This window comes from Streptomyces sp. SAI-135 (assembly GCF_029893805.1).
In the GTDB taxonomy this organism is placed as follows: domain Bacteria; phylum Actinomycetota; class Actinomycetes; order Streptomycetales; family Streptomycetaceae; genus Streptomyces.
The window spans coordinates 3,580,080-3,602,715 of the sequence record NZ_JARXYP010000002.1; the positions used below are offsets into that span (position 1 = coordinate 3,580,080).

Genomic DNA, 22,636 nt, shown 5'->3' on the forward strand with positions numbered 1-22,636 from the left:
CCGGGTATCCGCCCCCGCTCCTGCCCCGTCCCGCACGGATCGTCCCCACCGGAGGACCCCCACATGCGCTCGCACCTGCTCAACGACACGACCGCGGAGAGCTACCGCCGCTCCGTGACCGAAGGAATCGAGCGGGTGGCGGCCAAACTCGCCACCACCACAAGGCCGTTCACCGGCGTCACCGTCGACGCCCTCTCCCCCCGCATCGACGAGATCGACCTCGACAAGCCCCTGCTGGACACCGCGGCGGTGCTCGACGAGCTGGAGGACGTCTACCTCCGGGACGCGATCTACTTCCACCACCCCCGCTACCTCGCCCACCTCAACTGCCCGGTCGTCATCCCGGCCGTGCTCGGCGAGGCCATCCTCTCCGCCGTCAACTCCTCCCTGGACACCTGGGACCAGTCGGCCGGCGGCACCCTCATCGAGCGCAAACTGATCGACTGGACCACCACCCGCATCGGCCTGGGGCCGGTCGCCGACGGGGTGTTCACCTCGGGCGGGACGCAGTCCAACCTCCAGGCCCTGCTGCTGGCCCGCGAGGAGGCCAAGGCGGACACGACGGCCAAGCTGCGTGTCTTCGCCTCCGAAGTCAGCCACTTCAGCGTGAAGAAGTCCGCCAAACTCCTCGGCCTGGGCGCCGACGCGGTCGTCTCCGTCCCCGTGGGCGCCGACAAGAGGATGCAGACCGTCGCCCTCGCCCGCGAGCTGGAGCGCTGCAAGCAGGACGGCCTCGTCCCCATGGCCGTCGTCGCCACCGCGGGCACCACCGACTTCGGCTCCATCGACCCGCTGCCCGAGATCGCCGAACTGTGCGAGCAGTACGGCACCTGGATGCACGTCGACGCCGCCTACGGCTGCGGGCTGCTCGCCTCGGTCAAGTACCGGGACCGCATCGAGGGCATCGAGCGCGCCGACTCGGTCACCGTGGACTACCACAAGTCCTTCTTCCAGCCGGTGAGTTCGTCCGCCGTCCTGGTCCGCGACGCGGCCACGCTGCGCCACGCCACCTACCACGCGGAGTACCTCAACCCGCGCCGCATGGTGCAGGAACGTATTCCCAACCAGGTGGACAAGTCCCTCCAGACCACCCGCCGCTTCGACGCCCTCAAGCTGTGGATGACCCTGCGGGTGATGGGTGCCGACGGCATCGGACAGCTCTTCGACGAGGTCTGCGACCTGGCCGCCGAGGGCTGGAAGCTGCTCGCCGCCGACCCGCGCTTCGACGTGGTCGTCGAACCGAGTCTCTCCACCCTCGTCTTCCGCTACATCCCGCCCTCGGTCACCGACCCGGCCGAGATCGACCGGGCCAACCTGTACGCCCGCAAGGCCCTGTTCGCCTCCGGCGACGCGGTGGTCGCGGGCACCAAGGTCCAGGGCCGGCACTACCTGAAGTTCACCCTGCTCAACCCCGAGACGACGGTCGAGGACATGTCCGTCGTCCTCGACCTGATCGCCGGCCACGCCGAGCAGTACCTGGGAGAGTCCCTTGACCGCGCGTCCTGAAAACTCGTCCGCCGTCCACGACTTCGTGGGGATCGGGCTGGGCCCGTTCAACCTGGGCCTGGCCTGCCTCACCGAGCCCATCGCCGAACTCGACGGGGTCTTCCTGGAGTCGAAGCCCGACTTCGAGTGGCACGCCGGCATGTTCCTGGACGGCGCCCACCTCCAGACCCCGTTCATGTCGGACCTGGTCACCCTCGCCGACCCGACCTCGCCGTACTCCTTCCTCAACTACCTGAAGGAGAAGGGCCGGCTGTACTCGTTCTACATCCGCGAGAACTTCTACCCGCTGCGGGTGGAGTACGACGACTACTGCCGCTGGGCCGCGAACAAACTGAGCAGCGTCCGCTTCGACACGACCGTGACCGAGGTCCGGTACGAGGACGAGCTCTACGTCGTGACAACGGCCGACGGAGACGTCCTGCGCGCCCGCCACCTGGTCCTCGGCACCGGCACCCCGCCGTACGTCCCGGAGGCCTGCCAGGGGCTGGGCGGCGACTTCATCCACAACTCCCGCTACATGGAGCAGCGTTCGGAGCTGGTGAAGAAGGAGTCCATCACGCTGGTCGGCTCGGGCCAGTCCGCCGCCGAGATCTACTACGACCTCCTCTCGGAGATCGACGTCCACGGCTACCGGCTGAACTGGGTGACCCGCTCCCCGCGCTTCTTCCCCCTCGAATACACCAAGCTCACGCTGGAGATGACCTCCCCGGAGTACATCGACTACTACCGCGAGCTCCCCGAGGCCACCCGCTACCGGCTCACCGCCGAGCAGAAGGGCCTGTTCAAGGGCATCGACGGCGACCTCATCAACGAGATCTTCGACCTGCTCTACCAGAAGAACCTGGGCGGCCCGGTCCCCACCCGGCTGCTCACCAACTCCTCGCTGAACAGCGCGCGGTACGAGAACGGCACGTACACGCTCGCCTTCCGCCAGGAGGAGCAGGAGAAGGACTTCGAGATCGAGTCGCAGGGCCTGGTCCTCGCCACCGGCTACCGGTACGCCGAGCCGGAGTTCCTGGCCCCGGTCAAGGACCGCCTGGTGTATGACTCGCACGGCAACTTCGACGTGTCCCGCACCTACGCGATCGACGTGACGGGCAGAGGTGTCTTCCTGCAGAACGCCGGTGTCCACACCCACAGCGTCACCAGCCCCGACCTGGGCATGGGCGCCTACCGCAACAGCTGCATCATCCGGGAGCTGCTCGGCACCGAGTACTACCCGGTCGAGAAGACGATCGCGTTCCAGGAGTTCTCCGTATGACCTTCACCTTCCGCCCCCTCGACCCGCTGAAGGACGCCGAGCTGCTGCACGGGTGGGTCACCCACCCCAAGGCGGCGTTCTGGATGATGCAGGACGCGAAGCTGGAGGACGTCGAGCGGGCCTACATGGACATCGCGGCCGACGAGCACCACCACGCGCTGCTGGGCCTCGACGAGGACGGCGAGCCCGCGTTCCTGATGGAGAAGTACGACCCCGCCCACCGCGAACTGGTCGGGCTGTACGAGCCCCGGCCCGGTGACGTCGGCATGCACTTCCTCACCCCGGCGACCGACACGCCCGTCCACGGTTTCACCCGGTCCGTCATCACCGCCGTGATGGCCCACCTCTTCGAGGACCCGGCCGTCCAGCGGGTGGTCGTGGAGCCGGACGTCTCCAACAAGGCCGTCCACGCACTGAACGAGGCGGTCGGGTTCGTGCCCGAGCGCGAGATCCAGAAGCCGGAGAAGAGGGCCCTGCTGAGCTTCTGCACCCGGGAGCAGTTCGTTGCCGCCACGGGGGTGACCGCATGAGCCTCGCCGACGCCGTGGCCCACCTGTCCCCCGAGCGCTGGGAGACGGCCAACCGCCTGCTGGTCCGCAAGGGCCTCGCCGAGTTCGCCCACGAGCGGCTGATCGAGCCCGAGGAGACGGACAAGGACCAGTACGTCGTCCGCAGCGACGACGGCAAGACCCGCTACGACTTCACGGCCGTGCGCCGCGCCCTGGACCACTGGCAGATCGACGCCGACTCCATCACCCGGCACCGCGACGGCGCCGAGGTCCCGCTGGCCGCGCTGGACTTCTTCATCGAGCTGAAGGACACCCTCGGCCTCAGCGACGAGATCCTGCCGGTCTACCTGGAGGAGATCTCCTCCACCCTCTCCGGCACCTGCTACAAGCTCACCAAGCCGCGGATCCCGGTCGCCGAGCTCGCGAGGAGCTCCTTCCAGGACATCGAGACCGGGATGACCGAGGGCCACCCCTGCTTCGTGGCCAACAACGGCCGGCTCGGCTTCGGCATCCACGAGTACCTCGCGTACGCCCCCGAGACCGCGAGTCCGGTCCGTCTGGTCTGGCTCGCCGCCCACCGCTCCCGTGCCGCGTTCACGGCCGGGGTCGGCATCGAGTACGAGAGCTTCGTACGGCAGGAGCTGGGCGAGGACACCGTGGAGCGCTTTTACGGCGTCCTGCGGGACAAGGGCCTCGACCCGGCCGACTACCTCCTCATCCCCGTCCACCCCTGGCAGTGGTGGAACAAGCTCACCGTCACCTTCGCCGCCGAGGTCGCCCGCGACCTGCTGGTCTGCCTCGGCGAGGGCGACGACGAGTACCTGGCCCAGCAGTCCATCCGGACCTTCTTCAACCGGTCGCACCCCGAGAAGCACTACGTGAAGACGGCCCTGTCCGTCCTCAACATGGGCTTCATGCGGGGACTCTCGGCCGCCTACATGGAGGCGACCCCGGCCATCAACGACTGGCTCGCCCAGCTCATCGAGGGCGACCCGGTCCTGAAGTCCACGGGTCTGTCGATCATCCGGGAGCGGGCGGCCGTCGGCTACCGGCACCTGGAGTACGAGGCCGCCACGGACCGCTACTCGCCGTACCGCAAGATGCTGGCCGCGCTGTGGCGCGAGAGCCCCGTCCCCTCCCTCCAGGACGGCGAGTCGCTCGCGACGATGGCCTCCCTGGTCCACGTCGACCACGAGGGCCGGTCCTTCGCGGGCGCCCTCATCGAGCGGTCGGGCCTTGCCCCGGCCGACTGGCTGCGCCGCTACCTCCGCGCCTACTACACCCCCCTCCTGCACAGCTTCTACGCCTACGACCTGGTGTTCATGCCGCACGGCGAGAACGTCGTCCTGGTCCTGAAGGACGGTGCGGTGGAGCGGGCGATCTACAAGGACATCGCCGAGGAGATCGCCGTCATGGACCCGGAGGCGGTGCTGCCGCCCACGGTCGAGCGGTTGCGGGTCGAGGTCCCCGACGACAAGAAACTGCTGTCGATCTTCACGGACGTCTTCGACTGCTTCTTCCGCTTCCTCGCCGCGAACCTCGCCGCCGAGGGAGTCCTGGAGGAGGAGGACTTCTGGCGCACGGTCGCCGAGGTCACCCGCGACTACCAGCACTCGGTGCCCGAACTGGCCGACAAGTTCGACCGGTACGACATGTTCGCGCCCGAGTTCGCCCTGTCCTGCCTCAACCGGCTCCAGTTGCGCAACAACCGGCAGATGGTCGACCTGGCGGACCCGTCCGGCGCGCTCCAGCTGGTCGGCACGCTGCGCAACCCCATCGCGGGCCTCTAGCACGCCCCGCCGGACGGACGGGGCCCGGGAGTACGGTCCTCCCGGGCCCCGTCGCTTGCGGCCCGGCCGCCGCCGACCCGTCCTCCGGACCTCTACCTGGCCCTGCGTGCCACGGTGAAGTGGTCGATGCGGTCGCCGGTCTCGGCGATGCCCGACACCTTCAGCCTGGCGTAGTGGCCCTTGGGGGCGGGCTCCACGTCCACGCGCAGGAAGGAGTAGTTGAGGTAGCGCACCCGGGACCAGGCGACCGTCTCGTCGACCTTGCCGTCCTTGGTGTTGACGAAGGAGGCGACGGAGTCGCGCTCGTTCAGGTGGCCCTCGTAGGAGTCGGGCGCGCTGAACGCGTACAGGCTGCGGCCGGCCGCGCCCGCCGTGACGTAGACGACGCCCTCGGTCTCGGGGTACGCGGTCCCGCCGATCGGGAGCTTCTTGGCGACCTTGTCGCCCTTGATGACGTCGGTGCGCTCGTACTGGTGGTTGTGGCCGTTGATGACCAGGTCCACGTGGTACTTCTCGAACAGCGGCACCCACTCCTGGCGCACGCCGCCTTCCGAGGCGTGCGCCGTGGAGGTGCAGTAGGCGCAGTGGTGGAAGAACACGATGACGAAGTCGATGTCCTTCGCGGCCCGGTACTTCTTCAGCTGCCCCTCGAACCAGGTGGTCTGGGTGCCGCCGGAGATGCCGAGGTTGGCCGGGATCTCGTAGGAGACGTCGTTCGGGTCCAGCGAGATGATCGCGGTGTTGCCGTACACGAAGGAGTACACGCCCGGCAGATGGGCCTTGTCCGGCCCGTTGTCGGGGAGCGTGAAGCGGGCCTCCTCGCCGCCGTAGCCGTTGGGCGAGTACCAGGCCTCCATGTCGTGGTTGCCGTAGCTCACCATCCACGGCACGGACTTGGCGACGGACTCGGTCTGGGCGAGGAACTGGTCCCACACCCGGGAGTCGAAGCCGGTGTCGGCGGTCTTGCCCTGGCCGGCCGGGTCGGCGTAGGCGATGTCGCCGGCGTGCAGGTGGAAGGCCGGGTTCTGGCCGAGGAGCAGGCTGTCGTTGGCCAGGCCGTGGTAGCTGACGCCCTGGTCGCCGAAGGCCGTGAAGGTGAACGGCTTCTTGTGGGCGGGCGCGGTGGTGAAGGTGCCCAGGGTGCCGGTCAGGTGCGGCTCGGCGGGGTCGAAGCCCTGGTGGCCGACGCCGTAGTAGTAGGTCTGGCCGGGGCGCAGGTGGGTCAGCTTCGCGTGCAGGTAGTACTGCGTGTGGTCGCCGCCGGCGCCGACGCCGGCCGGGGTGTGCAGGGTGCGCACCTCGGCCTCGATCTTGCGGGAGAGGTCCCAGGGGCGGGCGCCGATCCGGATGAAGGGCTTCCTGACCGCGAGGGGCACCTGCCAGGAGACGGTCATCTCGGTGCGCGCGTCGTTGCCGTAGGCGAGGTGGCGGCCGAAGGGGGCGACGAGGGCGCCGTCGACGCTCTCGGCAGCGGCGAGGGTACGGCTGGGTGTGGCGGCCCGGGCGACGGCACCCGGTACGAACGCGCCACCCGCGACGGCGCCCAGGGTGACGGCGCCGCCTCTGATCATCGTGCGCCGGGAGAACGTGGCGCGCAGGTACTCGTGCTGCTCGGCCATGCTCATGCGGTCGGCGAGCTGCTCGGGTACGCCCATGCGAGGAATGTCCATGGCGTCTGAAACTCGTCTGCACGGGCAACGAGGTGGGGGCCGCAGAATGGACAGCTCGCGAACAGACGTCCATAAGAGCATCAACAGATTGCTGCCCGATATCGGGCAGGATTGTTGCGAAACGGCTCCCGGTACCCCAGGATCTACCGGGTGCACGACGAACTTGTTGATCATCTGACGCGGTCCACGCCCCTCAGCCGGGGCGAGGCACTGCGGGTGATCCAGGACGTGCTCGCCTTCTTCGACGAGACGACCGAGGACTACGTCCGTCGCCGCCACCGCGAGCTCCAGGCCCAGGGCCTGGTGAACGCGGAGATCTTCGGACGGATCGAGGCGGACCTGAAATATCGAGCGGTGGCACCGCCGGAGCTGACGCTCAGGCAGCTGCGCCGCATGGTCTACGGCTAGGGGACACATCTTTATGTGCGGAATTGTCGGATACATCGGGAAGCGTGATGTCGCCCCCCTGCTCCTGGAGGGCCTGCAGCGACTCGAGTACCGCGGCTACGACTCGGCGGGCATCGTCGTCACCTCGCCGAAGACGGCCGGGCTGAAGATGGTCAAGGCCAAGGGCCGGGTGCGCGACCTGGAGGCCAAGGTCCCGGCCCGCTTCAAGGGCACCACGGGCATCGCCCACACCCGCTGGGCCACCCACGGCGCCCCCTCCGACGTCAACGCCCACCCGCACCTGGACGCGGAGGGCAAGGTCGCCGTCGTCCACAACGGCATCATCGACAACGCCTCCGAACTGCGCCGCAAGCTGGAGGCGGACGGCGTCGAGTTCCTCTCCGACACCGACACCGAGGTCCTCGTCCACCTCATCGCGCGCTCCCAGGCGGAGAAGCTGGAGGACAAGGTCCGCGACACCCTGCGGGTGATCGAGGGCACCTACGGCATCGCCGTGATGCACGCCGACTTCGGCGACCGCATCGTGGTGGCCCGCAACGGCTCCCCGGTCGTGCTCGGCATCGGCGAGAAGGAGATGTTCGTCGCCTCGGACATCGCCGCGCTGGTCGCCCACACCCGTCAGATCGTCACCCTCGACGACGGCGAGATGGCCACCCTCAAGGCCGACGACTTCCGCACCTACACCACCGAGGGCACCCGCACCACGGCCGAGCCCACCACCGTCGAGTGGGAGGCCGCCTCCTACGACATGGGCGGCCACGACACCTACATGCACAAGGAGATCCACGAGCAGGCCGACGCCGTGGACCGCGTCCTGCGCGGCCGCATCGACGACCGCTTCTCCACCGTGCGTCTCGGCGGCCTCAACCTGGACGCCCGCGAGGCCCGCCAGATCCGCCGCGTGAAGATCCTCGGCTGCGGCACCTCGTACCACGCGGGCATGATCGGCGCCCAGATGATCGAGGAGCTCGCCCGCATCCCCGCGGACGCGGAGCCCGCCTCCGAGTTCCGCTACCGCAACGCGGTCGTCGACCCCGACACCCTCTACGTCGCCGTCTCCCAGTCCGGTGAGACCTACGACGTCCTCGCGGCCGTCCAGGAGCTCAAGCGCAAGGGCGCGCGGGTGCTCGGCGTCGTGAACGTGGTCGGCTCGGCGATCGCCCGCGAGGCGGACGGCGGCATCTACGTGCACGCGGGTCCCGAGGTCTGCGTGGTCTCCACGAAGTGCTTCACCAACACCACGGTCGCCTTCGCCCTGCTCGCCCTGCACCTGGGCCGCACCCGCGACCTCTCGGTCCGCGACGGCAAGCGGATCATCGAGGGGCTGCGCAGGCTGCCGGCGCAGATCACCGAGATGCTGGAGCAGGAGGAGCACGTCAAGAAGCTGGCCGAGCAGTACGCCGAGGCCCGCTCGATGCTCTTCATCGGCCGCGTCCGGGGCTACCCGGTGGCCCGCGAGGCCTCGCTGAAGCTCAAGGAGGTCTCCTACATCCACGCGGAGGCCTACCCCGCCTCCGAGCTCAAGCACGGCCCCCTGGCCCTGATCGAGCCCGCCCTGCCCACGGTCGCGATCGTCCCCGACGACGACCTGCTGGAGAAGAACCGCGCCGCCCTGGAGGAGATCAAGGCCCGCAGCGGCCGGATCCTGGCCGTCGCCCACCAGCACCAGGAGAAGGCCGACGAGACCATCGTCGTCCCGAAGAACGAGGACGAGCTGGACCCGATCCTGATGGGCATTCCCCTCCAACTCCTCGCCTACCACACCGCGTTGGCCCTGGGCCGGGACATCGACAAGCCCCGCAACCTCGCGAAGTCGGTGACGGTCGAGTAGCAGCTTTGCGCAGGACGGACCCCCACGTGATGCCACCTGTCACGGGGGGTCCGTTCGATGCGCCGGGGTCGCCCAATGCCCCGACGCCGACTGCCACTTGGGCGGTGGCCGTCACGCCTCCCGCCGGCAGTCCATGACCGCTATATGCCCTTCACAAGGGCACAAACACCCCTACGGGCCAGTAGATTCGCTCATCCCACCTGGGAGGAGCGCGAGTTACGGAATGACGATGACGGGCCGCTTCGCCCGCTTGGCGAGCCGCCCCGCGACGGAGCCGAAGATGCGCCCGACGATGCCGTGGGTGGAGCCGACGACGATCGCGTCCGCCTCGTACTCCCGCCCGACCTCCTCGAGTTCGTGGCAGATGTCGCCGCCGCGCTCGACGAGGATCCAGGGGACCTCGGCCAGGTAGTCCGCGCAGGCGAGCTCCAGGCCGAGCACCTCGGTGCGGTGGTCCGGCACGTCGACGAAGACCGGTGGCTCGCAGCCGGCCCACACCGTGGTGGGCAGCCGGTTGGCGACATGCACGATGATCAGGCCCGAGCCGGAGCGATGGGCCATGCCGATCGCGTAGGCGAGGGCACGCTCGCTGGACGTGGAGCCGTCGAAGCCGACCACGACGCCGTGCTTGAACGCGGGGTCGCAGGAGTGGCGTGGCTCTTCCGCCGCCAGGGGCTCGGCCGCCGTGGGGTCGGCGACGGGCCGCTTGCGGTCCGCTGGTTCGAAGAATTCGTGACCGGCCATGGCTGTCTCGGCGTTGTGATCCTTGTGTGGGAGGGACGACCGTGTGCGGCGGAGCTGTGTCCGGGAATCATCTTCCCAACCCCATACCCCCAAGGGTACGGCGGCAAGCCTCCTTAGCCCAGAGCCCGCCCCCCATGGCGTGGGGGTTCCAGGGAGCATGCACGAGGGGCCGCCCGTAACGCAATGGTTGCTGCGTTGTACAGGCGGTTTGCACAGGATTCACGCCGCCGTCCTTGCCCCGGGACACCGGACGCCCCCCCCCCCGGACGGCCCCTCGACACAGTGACCGAAGGGTCGAACAGGCGTTGAACCCGTGAGCCACGCCGCCGGGAGACGCCCCAGGGAGCACGCGATGACCGGACACCGACCGCCCTCCGAGGACTCCAGCACCGACGTGGTCCGCTGGGCGGCCTTCAGCTGCGTCCTCGTCCCCGTGGTGCTCGTCTGGTACGGCACCTCGCTGGCCGGCGCGACGGGCACCGCCCTCGGCCTCGCCGCCGTCACGGCCGTCTGCCGTATCCTCCTGCGCCAGTCGGAGCGCGGCGCGGCCCACCCGCCCGCCGAGGAGCGGACACCCCGTCGTGGCCGTCATCACAGGAGCGGCAACGGGGGCCGTCGAGGCGGTCGGCACACCGGGGGAAATACACCGGTCGGCTGACCGGTTTCCGTGCACCGCGACGATTCTTTTCAGCCAACTTCCGCGTTGGGCGTGTCCCTTGGTCCAAGCACCCCCCAACCCCCGTTCCACCTGCACGGATAGGGTGTCCGGGGCCCTGCGCACCCTACGTGGATTAGCCACCGCCACAAGGCGCACTTCCCTGCACGGCCCACGAGTGCAACGCTTCGTGATCGAATGCTTTACGCCAAGTTGCCAAGTCGACAATCTGCCGGATGACGAACTGGTCACGCCGACAGCACGGGACACAGTAGATTCGATCTTGACGTCTTACGGCGGGGGACTCGTGCAGGACCGAGGGGAAACGTGTTGGAGCGACAGACCCGAAAGGTAGAGGGTGCCGCGACCACCGAGGGGGGCTTAGCAGCATGAGCCACGACTCCACTGCCGCGCCGGAAGCCGCGGCCCGGAAGCTTTCCGGGCGACGCCGCAAGGAGATCGTCGCGGTGCTGCTGTTCAGCGGCGGCCCCATCTTCGAGAGTTCCATACCTTTGTCGGTGTTCGGGATTGACCGCCAGGACGCCGGCGTGCCGCGCTACCGCCTTCTGGTGTGCGGCGGCGAGGAAGGCCCCCTGCGGACCACAGGGGGCCTGGAACTCACCGCACCGCATGGCCTGGAAGCGATCTCACGCGCGGGCACGGTCGTCGTACCGGCCTGGCGCTCGATCACTTCTCCGCCACCGGAGGAGGCGCTCGACGCACTGCGCCGGGCGCACGAGGAGGGCGCCCGCATAGTAGGACTGTGCACCGGCGCCTTCGTGCTGGCGGCGGCGGGCCTGCTGGACGGCCGCCCCGCGACGACCCACTGGATGTACGCGCCGACGCTGGCCAAGCGCTATCCGTCGGTGCACGTGGATCCACGAGAGCTCTTCGTGGACGACGGCGACGTACTGACCTCGGCCGGTACCGCGGCCGGAATCGACCTCTGTCTCCACATCGTGCGGACGGACCACGGCAACGAGGCGGCCGGCGCGCTGGCCCGCCGGCTCGTGGTCCCGCCCCGCCGCTCGGGCGGTCAGGAGCGCTACCTCGACAGGTCTTTACCAGAGGAGATCGGCGCCGACCCGCTCGCCGAGGTCGTCGCCTGGGCGCTGGAGCACCTCCACGAGCAGTTCGACGTGGAGACGCTGGCGGCGCGGGCGTACATGAGCCGTCGTACGTTCGACCGCCGGTTCCGCTCGCTGACGGGCTCGGCCCCTCTGCAGTGGCTGATCACCCAGCGGGTGCTCCAGGCGCAGCGGCTCCTGGAGACGTCGGACTACTCGGTGGACGAGGTCGCGGGGCGCTGCGGCTTCCGCTCGCCGGTCGCCCTGCGCGGGCACTTCCGGCGGCAGCTGGGCTCGTCCCCGGCCGCCTACCGGGCCGCGTACCGGGCCCGCCGTCCGCAGGGCGACAAGCCGGTGGACAGCGACGCCCCGATGGGAGGCCCGACGGGTCCCGCGCCCAGCCCGCCGGTGCAACTGCACCCGGACAGCGGCCCCGTACCGCTCCAGACCCGCCGCACCCCGGCCCCCGTGGGCCCGCCCTCGGACAACGGCCGCGAACTGTACGCCACCGGCCGGGTGGGTCTTCCGGGCCAGCGCAGCGGAGCGTGACTCTCTCGACGCCGGGCGGGCACCTCAGCCCGTCCGGCGTTTGAGGACGAGGCCCTTTCGGGGCCGAAACGGGGGTCCGGGGGCGGCAGCCCCCTGGTACGCCGACCCCGGTACCGGCCGCACCAAAAGCCGACCTCAGCTTTAGGGTGGTCGCATGAACGATCGCATGGTGTGGATCGACTGCGAGATGACCGGCCTCTCGCTGTCCGACGACGCTCTCATCGAGGTTGCCGCCCTCGTCACCGACTCCGAGCTCAACGTGCTCGGCGACGGTGTGGACATCGTCATCCGCCCGCCGGACCAGGCGCTGGAGACGATGCCGGAGGTGGTGCGTCAGATGCACACCGCGTCCGGACTGCTCGAGGAGCTGCCCGGCGGCACGACCCTCGCCGACGCCGAGGAGCAGGTCCTCGCCTACGTCCGCGAGCACGTCAAGGAGCCCGGCAAGGCCCCGCTGTGCGGCAACTCCGTGGGCACCGACCGCGGTTTCCTGCTCCGGGACATGCCCACCCTGGAGGACTACCTCCACTACCGGATCGTGGACGTCAGCTCCGTCAAGGAGCTCGCCCGGCGCTGGTACCCCCGTGCCTACTTCAACAGCCCGGACAAGAACGGCAACCACCGCGCCCTCGCCGACATCCGCGAGTCCATCGCGGAGCTGCGCTACTACCGCGAGGCGATCTTCGTCCCGCAGCCCGGACCCGACTCCGACACCGCGAAGACGATCGCCGCGAAGCACGTTCTGCCTGCGCAGTAAACCCGTGCGCGAGCACCCCTTCGGACCCTGTACACTTTTTCTCGGCCGGTCGGGGAAACCAGGACAGCCGAACATGGTGGGTGTAGCTCAGCTGGTAGAGCACCTGGTTGTGGTCCAGGATGCCGCGGGTTCGAGTCCCGTCACTCACCCTCATCACCTCAGCCGGTGATCCTGGAGACAGGATCACCGGCTGAGGTCGTTTCAGCGGCCGGGTGACTTCAGGACGGTCCGCGCCACCTTGCGGAAGGCCGCGACCAGCCGGCTCCGGTCCTCGGCGCGGCTCGCGAGGACCACATGGGCCGGCTCCACCCCGTGCAGCGGGACCGCGGTGACATCGGGGCGCAGCGCGCCGGCCCGGGGCAACGCCGTGATGGCCAGGGCCTGTCCGGAGGCGATGAGTTCGAACTTGTCCTCCAGGGCGTCGGCCAGGGGCCCGTCGGGTGCCGGCCGGCCGTCCGGGCGCGGGTCGATGCGCCAGTACGCGTTCCAGGCCGGATCGGCCACCCGGACCAGCGGCTCGTCCGCGATGTCGTCGAGGGTGACGGACTCCTTGCCCACGAGACGGTGGCCGACGGGAAGCAGCAGCACCCGGGGCTCCTCGTAGAGGACCGTCACCTGCGCCCCCTCGGTCGGGAACGGCAGCCGGGTCACCAGGACGTCGGCCTTGAGCTCGGACAGGACGGTCGTCCGCTCGGTCCAGTCGACGTGCGCGGTCCTGACGTCGGCGTCCGGGAAGCGCTCGCGCAGGGCACGCACCGCCGGGGTGACGATGATCCCCGCCGTGTACCCGACGGTGATCCGGCTCGGCTCGGCGGCCGCCCGGGCGAGGCTCGCCGCCTGGTCCGCCGAACGCAGCAGCGCTCTCGCCCGGGGCAGGAAGACCTCGCCCGCCTCGGTGAGCCGGCTGCCCTGCGGGGTCCGCTCCAGGAGCCGTGCGCCCAGTTGCTGCTCCAGCCGCCGGATCTGCCGGCTCAGCGACGGCTGCGTGATGTGCAGCGCGTCGGCGGCCCGCCCGAAGTGCCGGTGCTCGGCCACGGCCGTGAAGTACCGGACCAGCCGGAGGTCGAGGTCGGTCATGCCTGAAGCGTACGCCCACGTCGAGGGCTCCTGTCCGGACATGGCACCGCTCACCTGCGGTGATGCCTCATTCGTATTGCGTCATACGAAACAGGCTTTGGACGGTCGCGGCCCCGGCTTCGCACGCTGGAGGGGCATTCACCGTCACTACGAAGGATCACCATGCGTGTATTTGTCACCGGTGCGACCGGCTTCATCGGTTCCGCCGTCACCCGCGAGCTCCTCGGCGCCGGGCACGAGGTCGTGGGCCTGGCCCGTTCGGACCGGTCCGAACGAGCGCTGAAGGCCGCGGGAGCGGAGGTGCACCACGGGGACCTGACCGACCCCGACAGTCTGCGCCGGGGTGCCGAGGCGGCCGACGGGGTCGCCCACCTGGCCTTCATCCACGACTTCAGCAACCTGACCGCCTCGGGCGAGGCCGACCTCGGGGCGATACGGGCCATCGGCGAGGCCCTCGAAGGCACCGGCAAGCCCTTCGTGGTCACCTCGGGGCTGCTGACCGCGCCGGGGCGCGTCGGCACCGAGGAGGACCCGGCCGACCCGGACTCCCCCGGCGGGCACCGGCTCGCCTCGGAGGTCGCGACCCTCGCGCTCGCCGAACACGGGGTGAGCGCGTCCGTGCTGCGGCTCCCGCCGAGCGTGCACGGCGAGGGCGACTACGGCTTCGTGCCCATGTTCATCGACCTCGCGCGGGAGAAGGGCGTCTCCGCCATGGTGGGCGAGGGCTCCAACCGCTGGGCGGCCGTCCACCGGTTCGACGCGGCCCGTCTGTTCCGGCTGGCGCTGGAGCAGGCCCCGGTGGGTGTACGGCTGCACGCGATCGGCGACGAGGGGGTGCCGTTCCGCGAGATCGCCGAGACGATCGGGCAGGGGCTCGGCGTACCGGTCACGCGTGTGGCGCCCGAACGGGCGACCGACCACTTCGGCTGGCTCGGCCGTTTCGCCGCCGTCGACATGCGGGCGTCGGCCGCGCTCACCGGCAAGCTGCTGGGGTGGCGGCCGGAACACCCCGCGCTGCTCCCGGACCTGGAGGCGGGCCACTACTTCAGGACGGCCTGAGCGCTACGGCACCCTCCGTCATGCCTCCGACTCCCGTACGCCGCCGGGCCGGTCGGAGATCCTTGCGTTCAACCTCTTGACGCACCAGGTCAGGACGACGTCCGGTGCACCAGCTCGGTGGCCAGGACCACCTGCCGGCGCTCCAGGCCCCGGGACACCGCCGGGCGGCGGTCGGCGATCTCCGAGAGGAGGAGGTCGATCATGCGGCGGCCCATCTCCTCGATGGGCTGGCGGACGCTGGTGAGGGGCGGGTCCATGTGGCGGGCTATGGCCGAGTCGTCGTAGCCGACCAGGGCCACGTCCGAGGGGATGCCGCGGCCCTCCTCGCGCAGCACCTGACGGGCGCCGGCCGCCATGACGTCCGAGCCGGCGAAGACCGCGTCCAGGTCGGGGCGGCGGGCCAGCAGCTTCGTCATCGCCCGGCGGCCGCCCTCCTCGGTGAAGTCACCGGGCTCGATGAGGCGTTCGTCCACCTCGTGGCCCGCGTCGAGCAGCGCGTCCCGGTAACCGTCGACGCGCCGCTGGGCGCCGTACACGTCGAGGCGGCCGGTGATGTGCGCGATCGTGCGGCGGCCCCCGGCCAGCAGGTGCTCCACGGCCGAGCGGCCGCCGCCGTAGTTGTCGGAGTCCACCGACGGGAGCGTCTCGGCCGCCGAGCGCGGGCCGCTGATCACCGCGGGGATCTCCAGCTGGGACAGCAGGTCGGGGAGCGGGTCGTCGGCGTGGACCGACACCAGCAGGACGCCGTCGACGCGGTGGGCGGCCAGGTACTGGGCCAGTCGGCGGCGCTCGCGGTCGCTGCCCGCGAAGATCAGCAGGAGCTGCATCTCGGTGTCCGAGATCTCGGCGCCGACGCCCTTGAGCATGTCCGAGAAGTACGGCTCCGCGAAGAACCGCGTCTCCGGTTCGGGCACGACCAGCGCGATGGCGTCCGTGCGGTTGGCCGCCAGGGCGCGCGCGGCCGTGTTCGGGACGTACCCCAGTTCCGCCACCGCCGCCTCGACCGCGGCACGCGTGGCGTCACTGACCCGGGGCGAGCCGTTGATCACCCGGGAAACGGTCCCGCGGCCGACGCCGGCGCGCGCGGCGACCTCCTCAAGGGTGGGCCGGCCACCGCTCCGGCTCCGCGCTCCGTGGCTTGCCATGGGCTCCGCCCTTCCCACCGTGTATCTAAGCTGGCCTGGAATTTAACAGTCCCGCGTGTGGACGTGACCGTCGCGGGGGCCACCGCCCCCGCACCGCAGGGCCACGAGGGCGAGCGGCGGCCGTGCCGAGCGGGTCCAGTTAACAGGCTGATAACTGAACGCATCTCCCGTTGCCGACTCCCTTGACACCCCGGCTCCGACCCGCGAACCTTCAACACATCACATGTGGGAGCGCTCCCACGGTACCTGACACATAAATATCCCGCACGTTCCCCGCCCGAGCCGCAGCATGAACTAACGGGTCCAACAACGCAGTTGGCCGGGGGGTCGGCACGTCAGGCAACAGGAGGACGCAATGCGCACGACTACCCGCCGGTCCCACCGGCTGTTGGCCCTGGCGGCCGTCGCCGCACTGACCACGGGGGTGCTGGCAGGCTGTGCCGGCGACTCGGACGACGGCGACTCGTCGGACTCGGGCAACAACGCCGGAGGCGGCAAGACCACGCTGACCATCGGCACCTTCGGGGTCTTCGGTTACAAGCAGGCCGGTCTGTACGACGAGTACATGAAGGCACACCCCGACATCACCATCAAGGAGAACGTCACCACCCGTACCGACGTCTACTGGCCGAAGGTCCTCACCCGGCTCCAGGCCGGCTCCGGCACCGACGACATCCAGGCCATCGAGGTCGGCAACATCACCGAGGCCGTGCAGACGCAGGGCGCCAAGTTCGTCGACCTCGGCAAGGACGTCGACAAGTCGCAGTGGCTGGACTGGAAGAACGCCCAGGCCACCACCCCGGACGGCAAGCTCATCGGACTCGGCACCGACATCGGCCCGATGGCGATCTGCTACCGCAAGGACCTGTTCGAGAAGGCCGGTCTGGAGACCGACCGCACCAAGCTCGCCGCGCAGTGGAAGGGCGACTGGAACAAGTACGTCGACCTCGGCAAGCAGTACATGAAGAAGGCCCCGAGCGGCACCAAGTTCGTGGACTCCGCCTCCTCCGTGTACAACGCGGTGCTCAACGGTGAGAGCGAGCGCTACTACGACAAGAGCGGCGAGGTCGTCTGGGACAAGTCCAAGGGCGTGAAGAACGCCTGGGACGTCGCGATGTCCGTGGCCACCAGCAACATGTCGGCGAAGCTCAAGCAGTTCGACAAGCCGTGGGACCAGGGCTACGCGAACGCCTCCTTCGCCACCGTGGCCTGCCCCGCCTGGATGATCGGCTACATCCAGGAGAAGTCCGGTGAGGCCGGCAAGGGCAAGTGGGACGTGGCGGCCGCGCCGACCGCGGGCAACTGGGGCGGCTCGTTCATCGGCGTGCCGACGGCGAGCAAGCACCAGAAGGAGGCCGTCGAGCTCGCGAAGTGGCTGACCGCGCCCGAGCAGCAGGCCAAGGTCTTCGCCAAGCAGGCCAGCTTCCCGTCGACCCCGTCGGCGTACTCCTCCCTGAAGCCGGCCACGGCCACCACGGAGTTCTTCAGCAACGCGCCGATCACCCAGATCTTCTCCGACTCGGCGAAGACGATCCCGGCGCAGGTCTTCGGCGTCAAGGACCAGCCGATCAACACCGCGCTGACCGACATCGGCATCCTCCAGGTCGAGCAGAAGGGCAAGTCCCCCGAGCAGGGCTGGGACGCTGCCACGAACGAGATCAAGGACGTGCTCGGCCAGTGACAAGCCCCAAGCAGGCACTCGCGCATCCCGCGTCGAGCGTCGAGGCCGCGCCCGGCTCCCAGCCGGGCGCGGCCCGGGGCGCTGACGGTCGCGGTACGCCGCCCGAGGGCAAGGGCCCCTGGCGCAGCCGGCTGTACCGCTGGGACATGAAGGCGTCTCCGTACGTGTTCATCGCCCCCTTCTTCATCACCTTCGGTGCGTTCTCGCTGGTCCCACTGCTGTACACGGCCTGGTACTCGCTGCACAACGTGCAGCTGTCCTCGCTGGACACCCAGACCTGGGCGGGCCTGGACAACTACAAGAACCTGCTCAGCTCGGACTTCTTCTGGAACGCCCTCAAGAACACCTTCACCATCGGTGTCATCTCGACCGTGCCGCAGCTGATGGCGGCCATCGGCCTGGCCCACCTGCTCAACTACAAGCTGCGCGGCTCGACCGTGTGGCGGGTCGTGATGCTGACCCCGTACGCCACCTCGGTGGCGGCGGCGACCCTCGTCTTCACGCTGCTGTACTCGTGGGACGGCGGCATGGTCAACTGGCTCCTCGACTTCGTCGGGATCGACCCGATCAACTGGCGTGAGTCGGACTGGGGTTCGCAGTTCGCGGTCTCCTCGATCGTGATCTGGCGGTGGACCGGCTACAACGCGCTGATCTACCTCGCGGCGATGCAGGCCATCCCGGCCGACCTGTACGAGTCGGCGGCGATCGACGGGGCCAACCGCTGGCAGCAGTTCCGGCATGTGACGGTTCCGCAGCTCCGGCCGACCATCCTGTTCACGGTGGTGGTGTCCACCATCGGCGCGACCCAGCTCTTCGGTGAGCCCCTGCTGTTCGGCGGGGTGAGCGGTTCCAAGGGCGGCTCCGAGCACCAGTACCAGACGCTCGGCCTGTACATGTACGACCAGGGCTGGATCATCGGCAACCTCGGCAAGGCATCCGCGATCGCCTGGTCGATGTTCCTGATCCTGTTGATCATCGCCGCGATCAATCTGCTGGTCACCCGACGGCTGAGGAAGTCCCAATGACCACCAGTGAACTGACGTTGCCTCAGGCCGGTAAGGAGGGGCGCAGGTCCCGTCGGGTGATGGGCGCGGGCAAGCAGCTGCACGCCGGCCCGGCCACCTACCTGGTCCTGGCGGTCTTCGCGCTGGTCTCGCTGGCGCCCCTGGTGTGGACGGCCATCGCCGCCTCGCGGACCGACCGCAGGCTCGCCGAGACGCCGCCCCCGCTGTGGTTCGGCGGGAACCTGTTCAAGAACATGCAGACCGCGTGGGACGAGGCCGGACTGGGCACCGCCATGGTGAACAGCGTGGTCGTGGCGGGCGCCATCACGGTCAGCACCGTGCTGTTCTCCACGCTCGCCGGGTTCGCCTTCGCCAAGCTGCAGTTCAGGTTCTCCGGTTTCCTGCTGCTGCTGACCATCGGCACGATGATGATCCCGCCGCAGCTGGCGGTCGTACCCCTGTATCTGTGGATGGCGGACCTCGGCTGGTCGAACCAGCTCCAGACGGTCATCCTGCCGACCCTGGTGACGGCCTTCGGTACGTTCTTCATGCGCCAGTACCTGGTGCAGGCGCTGCCCACCGAGCTGATCGAGGCGGCCCGGGTGGACGGGGCGAGCAGTATCCGGGTGGTGTGGCACGTGGTCTTCCCGGCGGCGCGGCCCGCGATGGCGGTGCTCGGGCTGCTGACCTTCGTGTTCGCCTGGAACGACTTCCTGTGGCCGATCATCGCCCTGAACCAGCAGAACCCGACCGTGCAGGTGGCCCTCAACTCGCTCGGCACCGGCTATGTCCCCGACCAGGCCGTGATCATGGCGGGCGCGCTGCTCGGCACGCTGCCGCTGCTGATCGCCTTCCTGCTGTTCGGCAAGCAGATCGTGGGCGGCATCATGCAGGGCGCGATCAAGGGCTGACGCCCACCGTACGGCTTCCCCCTGACGCCGCCCGGGGCCGGACCGGCGCTGCTCCGGCCCCCACCACTCCCCCTCCCCCCTCTATCAGCCGGTCTTTCCTGACCTCCGATGGGAGCGCTTCCATGCCTGATTCCGCATCGCCGGAGACCCCGGTGACCTTTCCCCCCGCCTTCCTCTGGGGTGCCGCGACCTCCGCGTACCAGATCGAGGGGGCGGTGCGGGAGGACGGCCGTACGCCCTCCATCTGGGACACCTTCAGCCACACCCCGGGCAAGACCGCCGGCGGCGACCACGGTGACATCGCTGTCGACCACTACCACCGCTACCGCGACGACGTGGCGCTCATGGCCGACCTGGGCCTGACGGCGTACCGCTTCTCGATCTCCTGGTCCCGGGTGCAGCCGACCGGCCGCGGCCCCGCGGTCCAGCGCGGCCTGGACTTCTACCGCAGGCTGGTGGACGAGCTCCTCGCGCACGGCATCAAGCCGGCCGTGACGCTCTACCACTGGGACCTGCCCCAGGAGCTGGAGGACGCGGGCGGCTGGCCGGAGCGCGACACGGCGTACCGGTTCGCGGAGTACGCGCAGATCGTGGGAGAGGCGCTCGGCGACCGGGTGGAGCAGTGGATCACCCTCAACGAGCCCTGGTGCGCGGCCTTCCTGGGCTATGCCTCCGGCGTGCACGCACCCGGCCGCACCGACCCGGCGGCCTCGCTGCGGGCGGCGCACACCCTCAACCTGGCGCACGGCCTGGGCACTTCGGCCCTGCGCGCCTCGATGCCGGCCCGCAACACGGTGGCGCTCAGCCTCAACTCCTCGGTCGTCCGGCCCCTCTCGCAGGACGCGGCGGACCTGGCGGCGGCGCAGAAGATAGACGACCTGGCCAACGGCATCTTCCACGGGCCGATCCTGCACGGGGCGTATCCGCAGACGCTGCTCACGGCGACGGAGGCGATCACGGACTGGTCGTTCGTCGAGGACGGCGACCTCGCCCTGATCCACCAGCCGCTGGACGCGCTGGGCCTCAACTACTACACGCCCGCGCTGGTCTCGGCCGCCGATCCGAACGCCAACGCCCCGCGCGCCGACGGCCACGGCAGCAGCGACCACTCCCCCTGGCCCGGCGCGGACGACGTCACCTTCCACCAGACGCCGGGCGAGCGCACGGAGATGGGCTGGACGATCGACCCGACCGGCCTGCACGACCTGATCATGCGCTACACGCGGGAGGCTCCGGGCCTGCCCCTCTACATCACGGAGAACGGCGCGGCCTACGACGACAAGCCCGACCCCGACGGCCGCGTCCACGACCCCGACCGGGTCGCCTACCTGCACGGCCACCTCGCCGCGGTCCGCCGCGCGATCACCGACGGCGCGGACGTCCGCGGCTACTACCTGTGGTCCCTGCTGGACAACTTCGAGTGGGCGTACGGCTACGAGAAGCGATTCGGCGCGGTCTACGTCGACTACACCACGCTGGAACGGACACCCAAGTCCAGTGCCCTCTGGTACGGCCGGGCCGCCCGCACGGGCACGCTCCCGGAGGTCCACAGCATCCCGTGACCATCGCGGAGCCGGGGGACGGGGAGGGGGCGCGGCAGCCGAGGGGGGTGCCGCGCCCCACCGCGTCCCGCTCAGTCAGGGGACAGCGCGAGATCGGCCCCTCTTCCAGCGGTTTCTCGTCCTACGGGATCACCGGACGTCTCCGCCGAGCAGGCGGCGGGTGGTTTCCACGCCCCACTGGTCCAGGGACAGCAGGCGGTCGCTCGATGCCATCAGGCCGCCCGTGGCCTCCACGTGGGCGGCCCAGCGTTCCCGTGTCTCCACGGCCGGGCGGGCCATCAGGCAGTCGGGGTCGTTGACCCACAGGCGGCCGTGCTGCCACTGGCGGCCGGCGCCGGTGAACTCGGCCGGATCCTGGCCGGGCTGGCTGAAGTCGCCGGCCTCGGGGCGGCGGTGCGGGGCCGTGTCGGGGCTGACCCGCATCGCGTCGAACAGGCCGATGGAGGGCAGGACCGGCGCACCGCAGCCGAGCAGGTAGGCGTCCTCGCCGATGGCCTCGCGAATGAGGCCGATGCCCGAGCGGTACGCCGTGAGCGCGTCCGCCGAGGAGTGCCGTACGCCCTCCAGCGCCCCCGCGTACAGGAAGTCGACCTTGAAGTAGTCGTAGCCCTCGGCGACCAGGGTCCTGAAGACCGACGCCAGGTACTCCGCCGCCGCGGGGTGGGTGGTGTCCAGGACGCACAGGTCGTGGCCCCAGTTGCGGCCGGCGTGCAGGAAGCCTCCGTCGAGGTCCTCGACCAGCCAGTCGGGGTGCTCGGCGGCCAGGTCACTGGCCGGGTCGACCAGGAAGGGGGCCGTCCAGATGCCGGCCCTGCGGCCCCGCGCCCGGATCGCGTCGGCGATGCCCGCGCGGGAGCGGAAGCGGCCGGAGAGGGCGAGCCAGTCGCCGAGGGCCTTCTGGTAGCCGTCGTCGATCTGCACGACGTCGACGGGCAGGTCGAGGGTGTCCATCGCACGGAGGTTCTCGTGGATGTCGTCCTCGGTGACGCTGGTGAAGTACTCGTACCAGGAGCACCAGACGGTGGGCGCCGGGCGGGGGGCCTCGACCCCGAGCCCGGCGGCCCACTCGGCCAGTGTCGTCCGGATGTCCGTGCCCGTGAACTCCTTCACCGGGCCGTCGGCGGCCACCTGGGCGGTGGTGCCGTCCACGGTCAGGCGGATCGACGGGACCTCACGCGTGGGGTCCGCCGCCGCCCACAGCCGCACCGGGGATCCGTCGCCCGGGTCGAGCGCCAGCAGCCCCTCGCCCTGGAAGGTGCCGTCGGGCACGGTGACGCCGGGCCGGTAACAGACCGTCGCCCAGTTGTCGTTCGTCGGGCGGTACGGCTTGTCACCGAGGGCGTACGTGCCGCTGGGGCTCCAGGACTGCCAGCCCTCCTCGTGGACGCGGGCCCTGCGCGGGTCCACGGACACGGAGGTGAGCGGGGTGAAGGGGTGGGGCACGGTGGTT

19 protein-coding genes and 1 tRNA gene are annotated in these 22,636 nt (G+C 69.9%); 15 read left to right on the forward strand and 5 right to left on the reverse strand.

The annotated features are described in order from the left end of the window. Window positions 1-63: 63 nt before the first annotated feature. Genes desA through M2163_RS20555 form a run of 4 tightly spaced genes read left to right on the forward strand, consistent with a single transcriptional unit; the run spans window position 64 to window position 5,066 of the window. Window positions 64-1,506, forward strand: a complete 1,443-nt coding sequence (desA, locus tag M2163_RS20540) for a lysine decarboxylase DesA (protein ID WP_280894670.1) — start codon at window positions 64-66, stop codon at window positions 1,504-1,506. Further along, the gene (locus M2163_RS20545; protein ID WP_280894671.1) at window positions 1,490-2,767 is read left to right on the forward strand and encodes a lysine N(6)-hydroxylase/L-ornithine N(5)-oxygenase family protein; all 1,278 of its coding nucleotides are present in this window, start codon (window positions 1,490-1,492) and stop codon (window positions 2,765-2,767) included. Before desA ends, M2163_RS20545 begins: the two co-directional genes overlap by 17 nt. After that, window positions 2,764-3,297 carry a GNAT family N-acetyltransferase gene (locus M2163_RS20550; RefSeq protein WP_280894672.1) on the forward strand — a complete coding sequence of 178 codons (534 nt, stop codon included), beginning with the start codon at window positions 2,764-2,766 and terminating at the stop codon, window positions 3,295-3,297. Before M2163_RS20545 ends, M2163_RS20550 begins: the two co-directional genes overlap by 4 nt. Next, on the forward strand, window positions 3,294-5,066 hold the full coding sequence (locus tag M2163_RS20555) for an IucA/IucC family siderophore biosynthesis protein (RefSeq protein WP_280894673.1): 1,773 nt from the start codon (window positions 3,294-3,296) through the stop codon (window positions 5,064-5,066). The genes M2163_RS20550 and M2163_RS20555 overlap by 4 nt, the downstream gene beginning before the upstream one ends. A gap of 92 nt (window positions 5,067-5,158) precedes the next feature. Here M2163_RS20555 and M2163_RS20560 read toward each other — a convergent pair whose 3' ends face one another. Then, window positions 5,159-6,721 carry a metallophosphoesterase family protein gene (locus tag M2163_RS20560; RefSeq protein WP_280894674.1) on the reverse strand — a complete coding sequence of 521 codons (1,563 nt, stop codon included), beginning with the start codon at window positions 6,719-6,721 and terminating at the stop codon, window positions 5,159-5,161. A gap of 165 nt (window positions 6,722-6,886) precedes the next feature. On the opposite strand from M2163_RS20560, the gene M2163_RS20565 reads away from it, so the two are divergent. Both M2163_RS20565 and glmS read left to right on the forward strand, forming a co-directional pair. Further along, on the forward strand, window positions 6,887-7,144 hold the full coding sequence (locus M2163_RS20565; protein ID WP_020123260.1) for a hypothetical protein: 258 nt from the start codon (window positions 6,887-6,889) through the stop codon (window positions 7,142-7,144). Between the two features lie 13 nt (window positions 7,145-7,157). Beyond that, entirely contained in the window at window positions 7,158-8,975 is a 1,818-nt protein-coding gene (gene glmS, locus M2163_RS20570) for a glutamine--fructose-6-phosphate transaminase (isomerizing) (protein ID WP_280851338.1), read from the forward strand. Window positions 8,976-9,191: 216 nt separating this feature from the next. Here glmS and M2163_RS20575 read toward each other — a convergent pair whose 3' ends face one another. Beyond that, the gene (locus tag M2163_RS20575; protein ID WP_020123262.1) at window positions 9,192-9,719 is read right to left on the reverse strand and encodes a universal stress protein; all 528 of its coding nucleotides are present in this window, start codon (window positions 9,717-9,719) and stop codon (window positions 9,192-9,194) included. Between the two features lie 352 nt (window positions 9,720-10,071). Here M2163_RS20575 and M2163_RS20580 point away from each other — a divergent pair, with 352 nt between their 5' ends. From M2163_RS20580 to M2163_RS20595, 4 genes are all read left to right on the forward strand, one after another. Further along, window positions 10,072-10,377, forward strand: coding sequence for a hypothetical protein (locus M2163_RS20580; RefSeq protein ID WP_280894675.1), 306 nt, complete (start codon window positions 10,072-10,074; stop codon window positions 10,375-10,377). Between the two features lie 386 nt (window positions 10,378-10,763). Then, window positions 10,764-11,990, forward strand: coding sequence for a helix-turn-helix domain-containing protein (locus tag M2163_RS20585; RefSeq protein ID WP_280851336.1), 1,227 nt, complete (start codon window positions 10,764-10,766; stop codon window positions 11,988-11,990). 154 nt (window positions 11,991-12,144) lie between these two features. Then, entirely contained in the window at window positions 12,145-12,747 is a 603-nt protein-coding gene (gene orn, locus M2163_RS20590; protein WP_280894676.1) for an oligoribonuclease, read from the forward strand. 76 nt (window positions 12,748-12,823) lie between these two features. Beyond that, window positions 12,824-12,896, forward strand: a tRNA-His gene (locus M2163_RS20595). 52 nt (window positions 12,897-12,948) lie between these two features. Here the strand turns inward: M2163_RS20595 and M2163_RS20600 are convergent. Further along, entirely contained in the window at window positions 12,949-13,824 is an 876-nt protein-coding gene (locus M2163_RS20600; RefSeq protein WP_280851334.1) for a LysR family transcriptional regulator, read from the reverse strand. 162 nt (window positions 13,825-13,986) lie between these two features. On the opposite strand from M2163_RS20600, the gene M2163_RS20605 reads away from it, so the two are divergent. Further along, window positions 13,987-14,883 carry an SDR family oxidoreductase gene (locus tag M2163_RS20605; protein ID WP_280894677.1) on the forward strand — a complete coding sequence of 299 codons (897 nt, stop codon included), beginning with the start codon at window positions 13,987-13,989 and terminating at the stop codon, window positions 14,881-14,883. A gap of 89 nt (window positions 14,884-14,972) precedes the next feature. On the opposite strand, the gene M2163_RS20610 is transcribed toward M2163_RS20605, so the two are convergent. Beyond that, complete coding sequence (locus M2163_RS20610; RefSeq protein WP_280851332.1) at window positions 14,973-16,028, reverse strand: LacI family DNA-binding transcriptional regulator; 1,056 nt, start codon at window positions 16,026-16,028, stop codon at window positions 14,973-14,975. Window positions 16,029-16,383: 355 nt separating this feature from the next. Here M2163_RS20610 and M2163_RS20615 point away from each other — a divergent pair, with 355 nt between their 5' ends. The 4 genes from M2163_RS20615 to M2163_RS20630 all read left to right on the forward strand — a co-directional run bounded on the left by M2163_RS20615 (window position 16,384) and on the right by M2163_RS20630 (window position 21,186). Continuing rightward, entirely contained in the window at window positions 16,384-17,709 is a 1,326-nt protein-coding gene (locus tag M2163_RS20615) for an ABC transporter substrate-binding protein (RefSeq protein WP_280851331.1), read from the forward strand. Next, a complete protein-coding gene (locus tag M2163_RS20620) occupies window positions 17,706-18,734 on the forward strand; it encodes a sugar ABC transporter permease (protein WP_280851330.1) in 1,029 nt (342 codons plus the stop codon). Before M2163_RS20615 ends, M2163_RS20620 begins: the two co-directional genes overlap by 4 nt. Continuing rightward, the gene (locus M2163_RS20625) at window positions 18,731-19,624 is read left to right on the forward strand and encodes a carbohydrate ABC transporter permease (protein WP_280851329.1); all 894 of its coding nucleotides are present in this window, start codon (window positions 18,731-18,733) and stop codon (window positions 19,622-19,624) included. Before M2163_RS20620 ends, M2163_RS20625 begins: the two co-directional genes overlap by 4 nt. Before the next feature lie 122 nt (window positions 19,625-19,746). Next, a complete protein-coding gene (locus M2163_RS20630) occupies window positions 19,747-21,186 on the forward strand; it encodes a GH1 family beta-glucosidase (RefSeq protein ID WP_280894678.1) in 1,440 nt (479 codons plus the stop codon). Between the two features lie 129 nt (window positions 21,187-21,315). On the opposite strand, the gene M2163_RS20635 is transcribed toward M2163_RS20630, so the two are convergent. Next, window positions 21,316-22,629, reverse strand: coding sequence for a glycoside hydrolase family 36 protein (locus M2163_RS20635; protein ID WP_280894679.1), 1,314 nt, complete (start codon window positions 22,627-22,629; stop codon window positions 21,316-21,318). Window positions 22,630-22,636: the final 7 nt, after the last annotated feature.

Coding starts and splice junctions, on each gene's coding strand:
- M2163_RS20555 (WP_280894673.1), top strand. CDS start 3,294: ATGAGCCTCGCCGACGCCGTGGCCCACCTGTCCCCCGAGCGCTGGGAG.
- M2163_RS20575 (WP_020123262.1), bottom strand. CDS start 9,719: ATGGCCGGTCACGAATTCTTCGAACCAGCGGACCGCAAGCGGCCCGTC.
- M2163_RS20625 (WP_280851329.1), top strand. CDS start 18,731: ATGACCACCAGTGAACTGACGTTGCCTCAGGCCGGTAAGGAGGGGCGC.
- M2163_RS20605 (WP_280894677.1), top strand. CDS start 13,987: ATGCGTGTATTTGTCACCGGTGCGACCGGCTTCATCGGTTCCGCCGTC.
- M2163_RS20615 (WP_280851331.1), top strand. CDS start 16,384: ATGCGCACGACTACCCGCCGGTCCCACCGGCTGTTGGCCCTGGCGGCC.
- M2163_RS20550 (WP_280894672.1), top strand. CDS start 2,764: ATGACCTTCACCTTCCGCCCCCTCGACCCGCTGAAGGACGCCGAGCTG.
- M2163_RS20630 (WP_280894678.1), top strand. CDS start 19,747: ATGCCTGATTCCGCATCGCCGGAGACCCCGGTGACCTTTCCCCCCGCC.
- M2163_RS20585 (WP_280851336.1), top strand. CDS start 10,764: ATGAGCCACGACTCCACTGCCGCGCCGGAAGCCGCGGCCCGGAAGCTT.
- M2163_RS20610 (WP_280851332.1), bottom strand. CDS start 16,028: ATGGCAAGCCACGGAGCGCGGAGCCGGAGCGGTGGCCGGCCCACCCTT.
- desA (WP_280894670.1), top strand. CDS start 64: ATGCGCTCGCACCTGCTCAACGACACGACCGCGGAGAGCTACCGCCGC.
- M2163_RS20560 (WP_280894674.1), bottom strand. CDS start 6,721: ATGGGCGTACCCGAGCAGCTCGCCGACCGCATGAGCATGGCCGAGCAG.
- M2163_RS20600 (WP_280851334.1), bottom strand. CDS start 13,824: ATGACCGACCTCGACCTCCGGCTGGTCCGGTACTTCACGGCCGTGGCC.
- orn (WP_280894676.1), top strand. CDS start 12,145: ATGAACGATCGCATGGTGTGGATCGACTGCGAGATGACCGGCCTCTCG.
- M2163_RS20580 (WP_280894675.1), top strand. CDS start 10,072: ATGACCGGACACCGACCGCCCTCCGAGGACTCCAGCACCGACGTGGTC.
- glmS (WP_280851338.1), top strand. CDS start 7,158: ATGTGCGGAATTGTCGGATACATCGGGAAGCGTGATGTCGCCCCCCTG.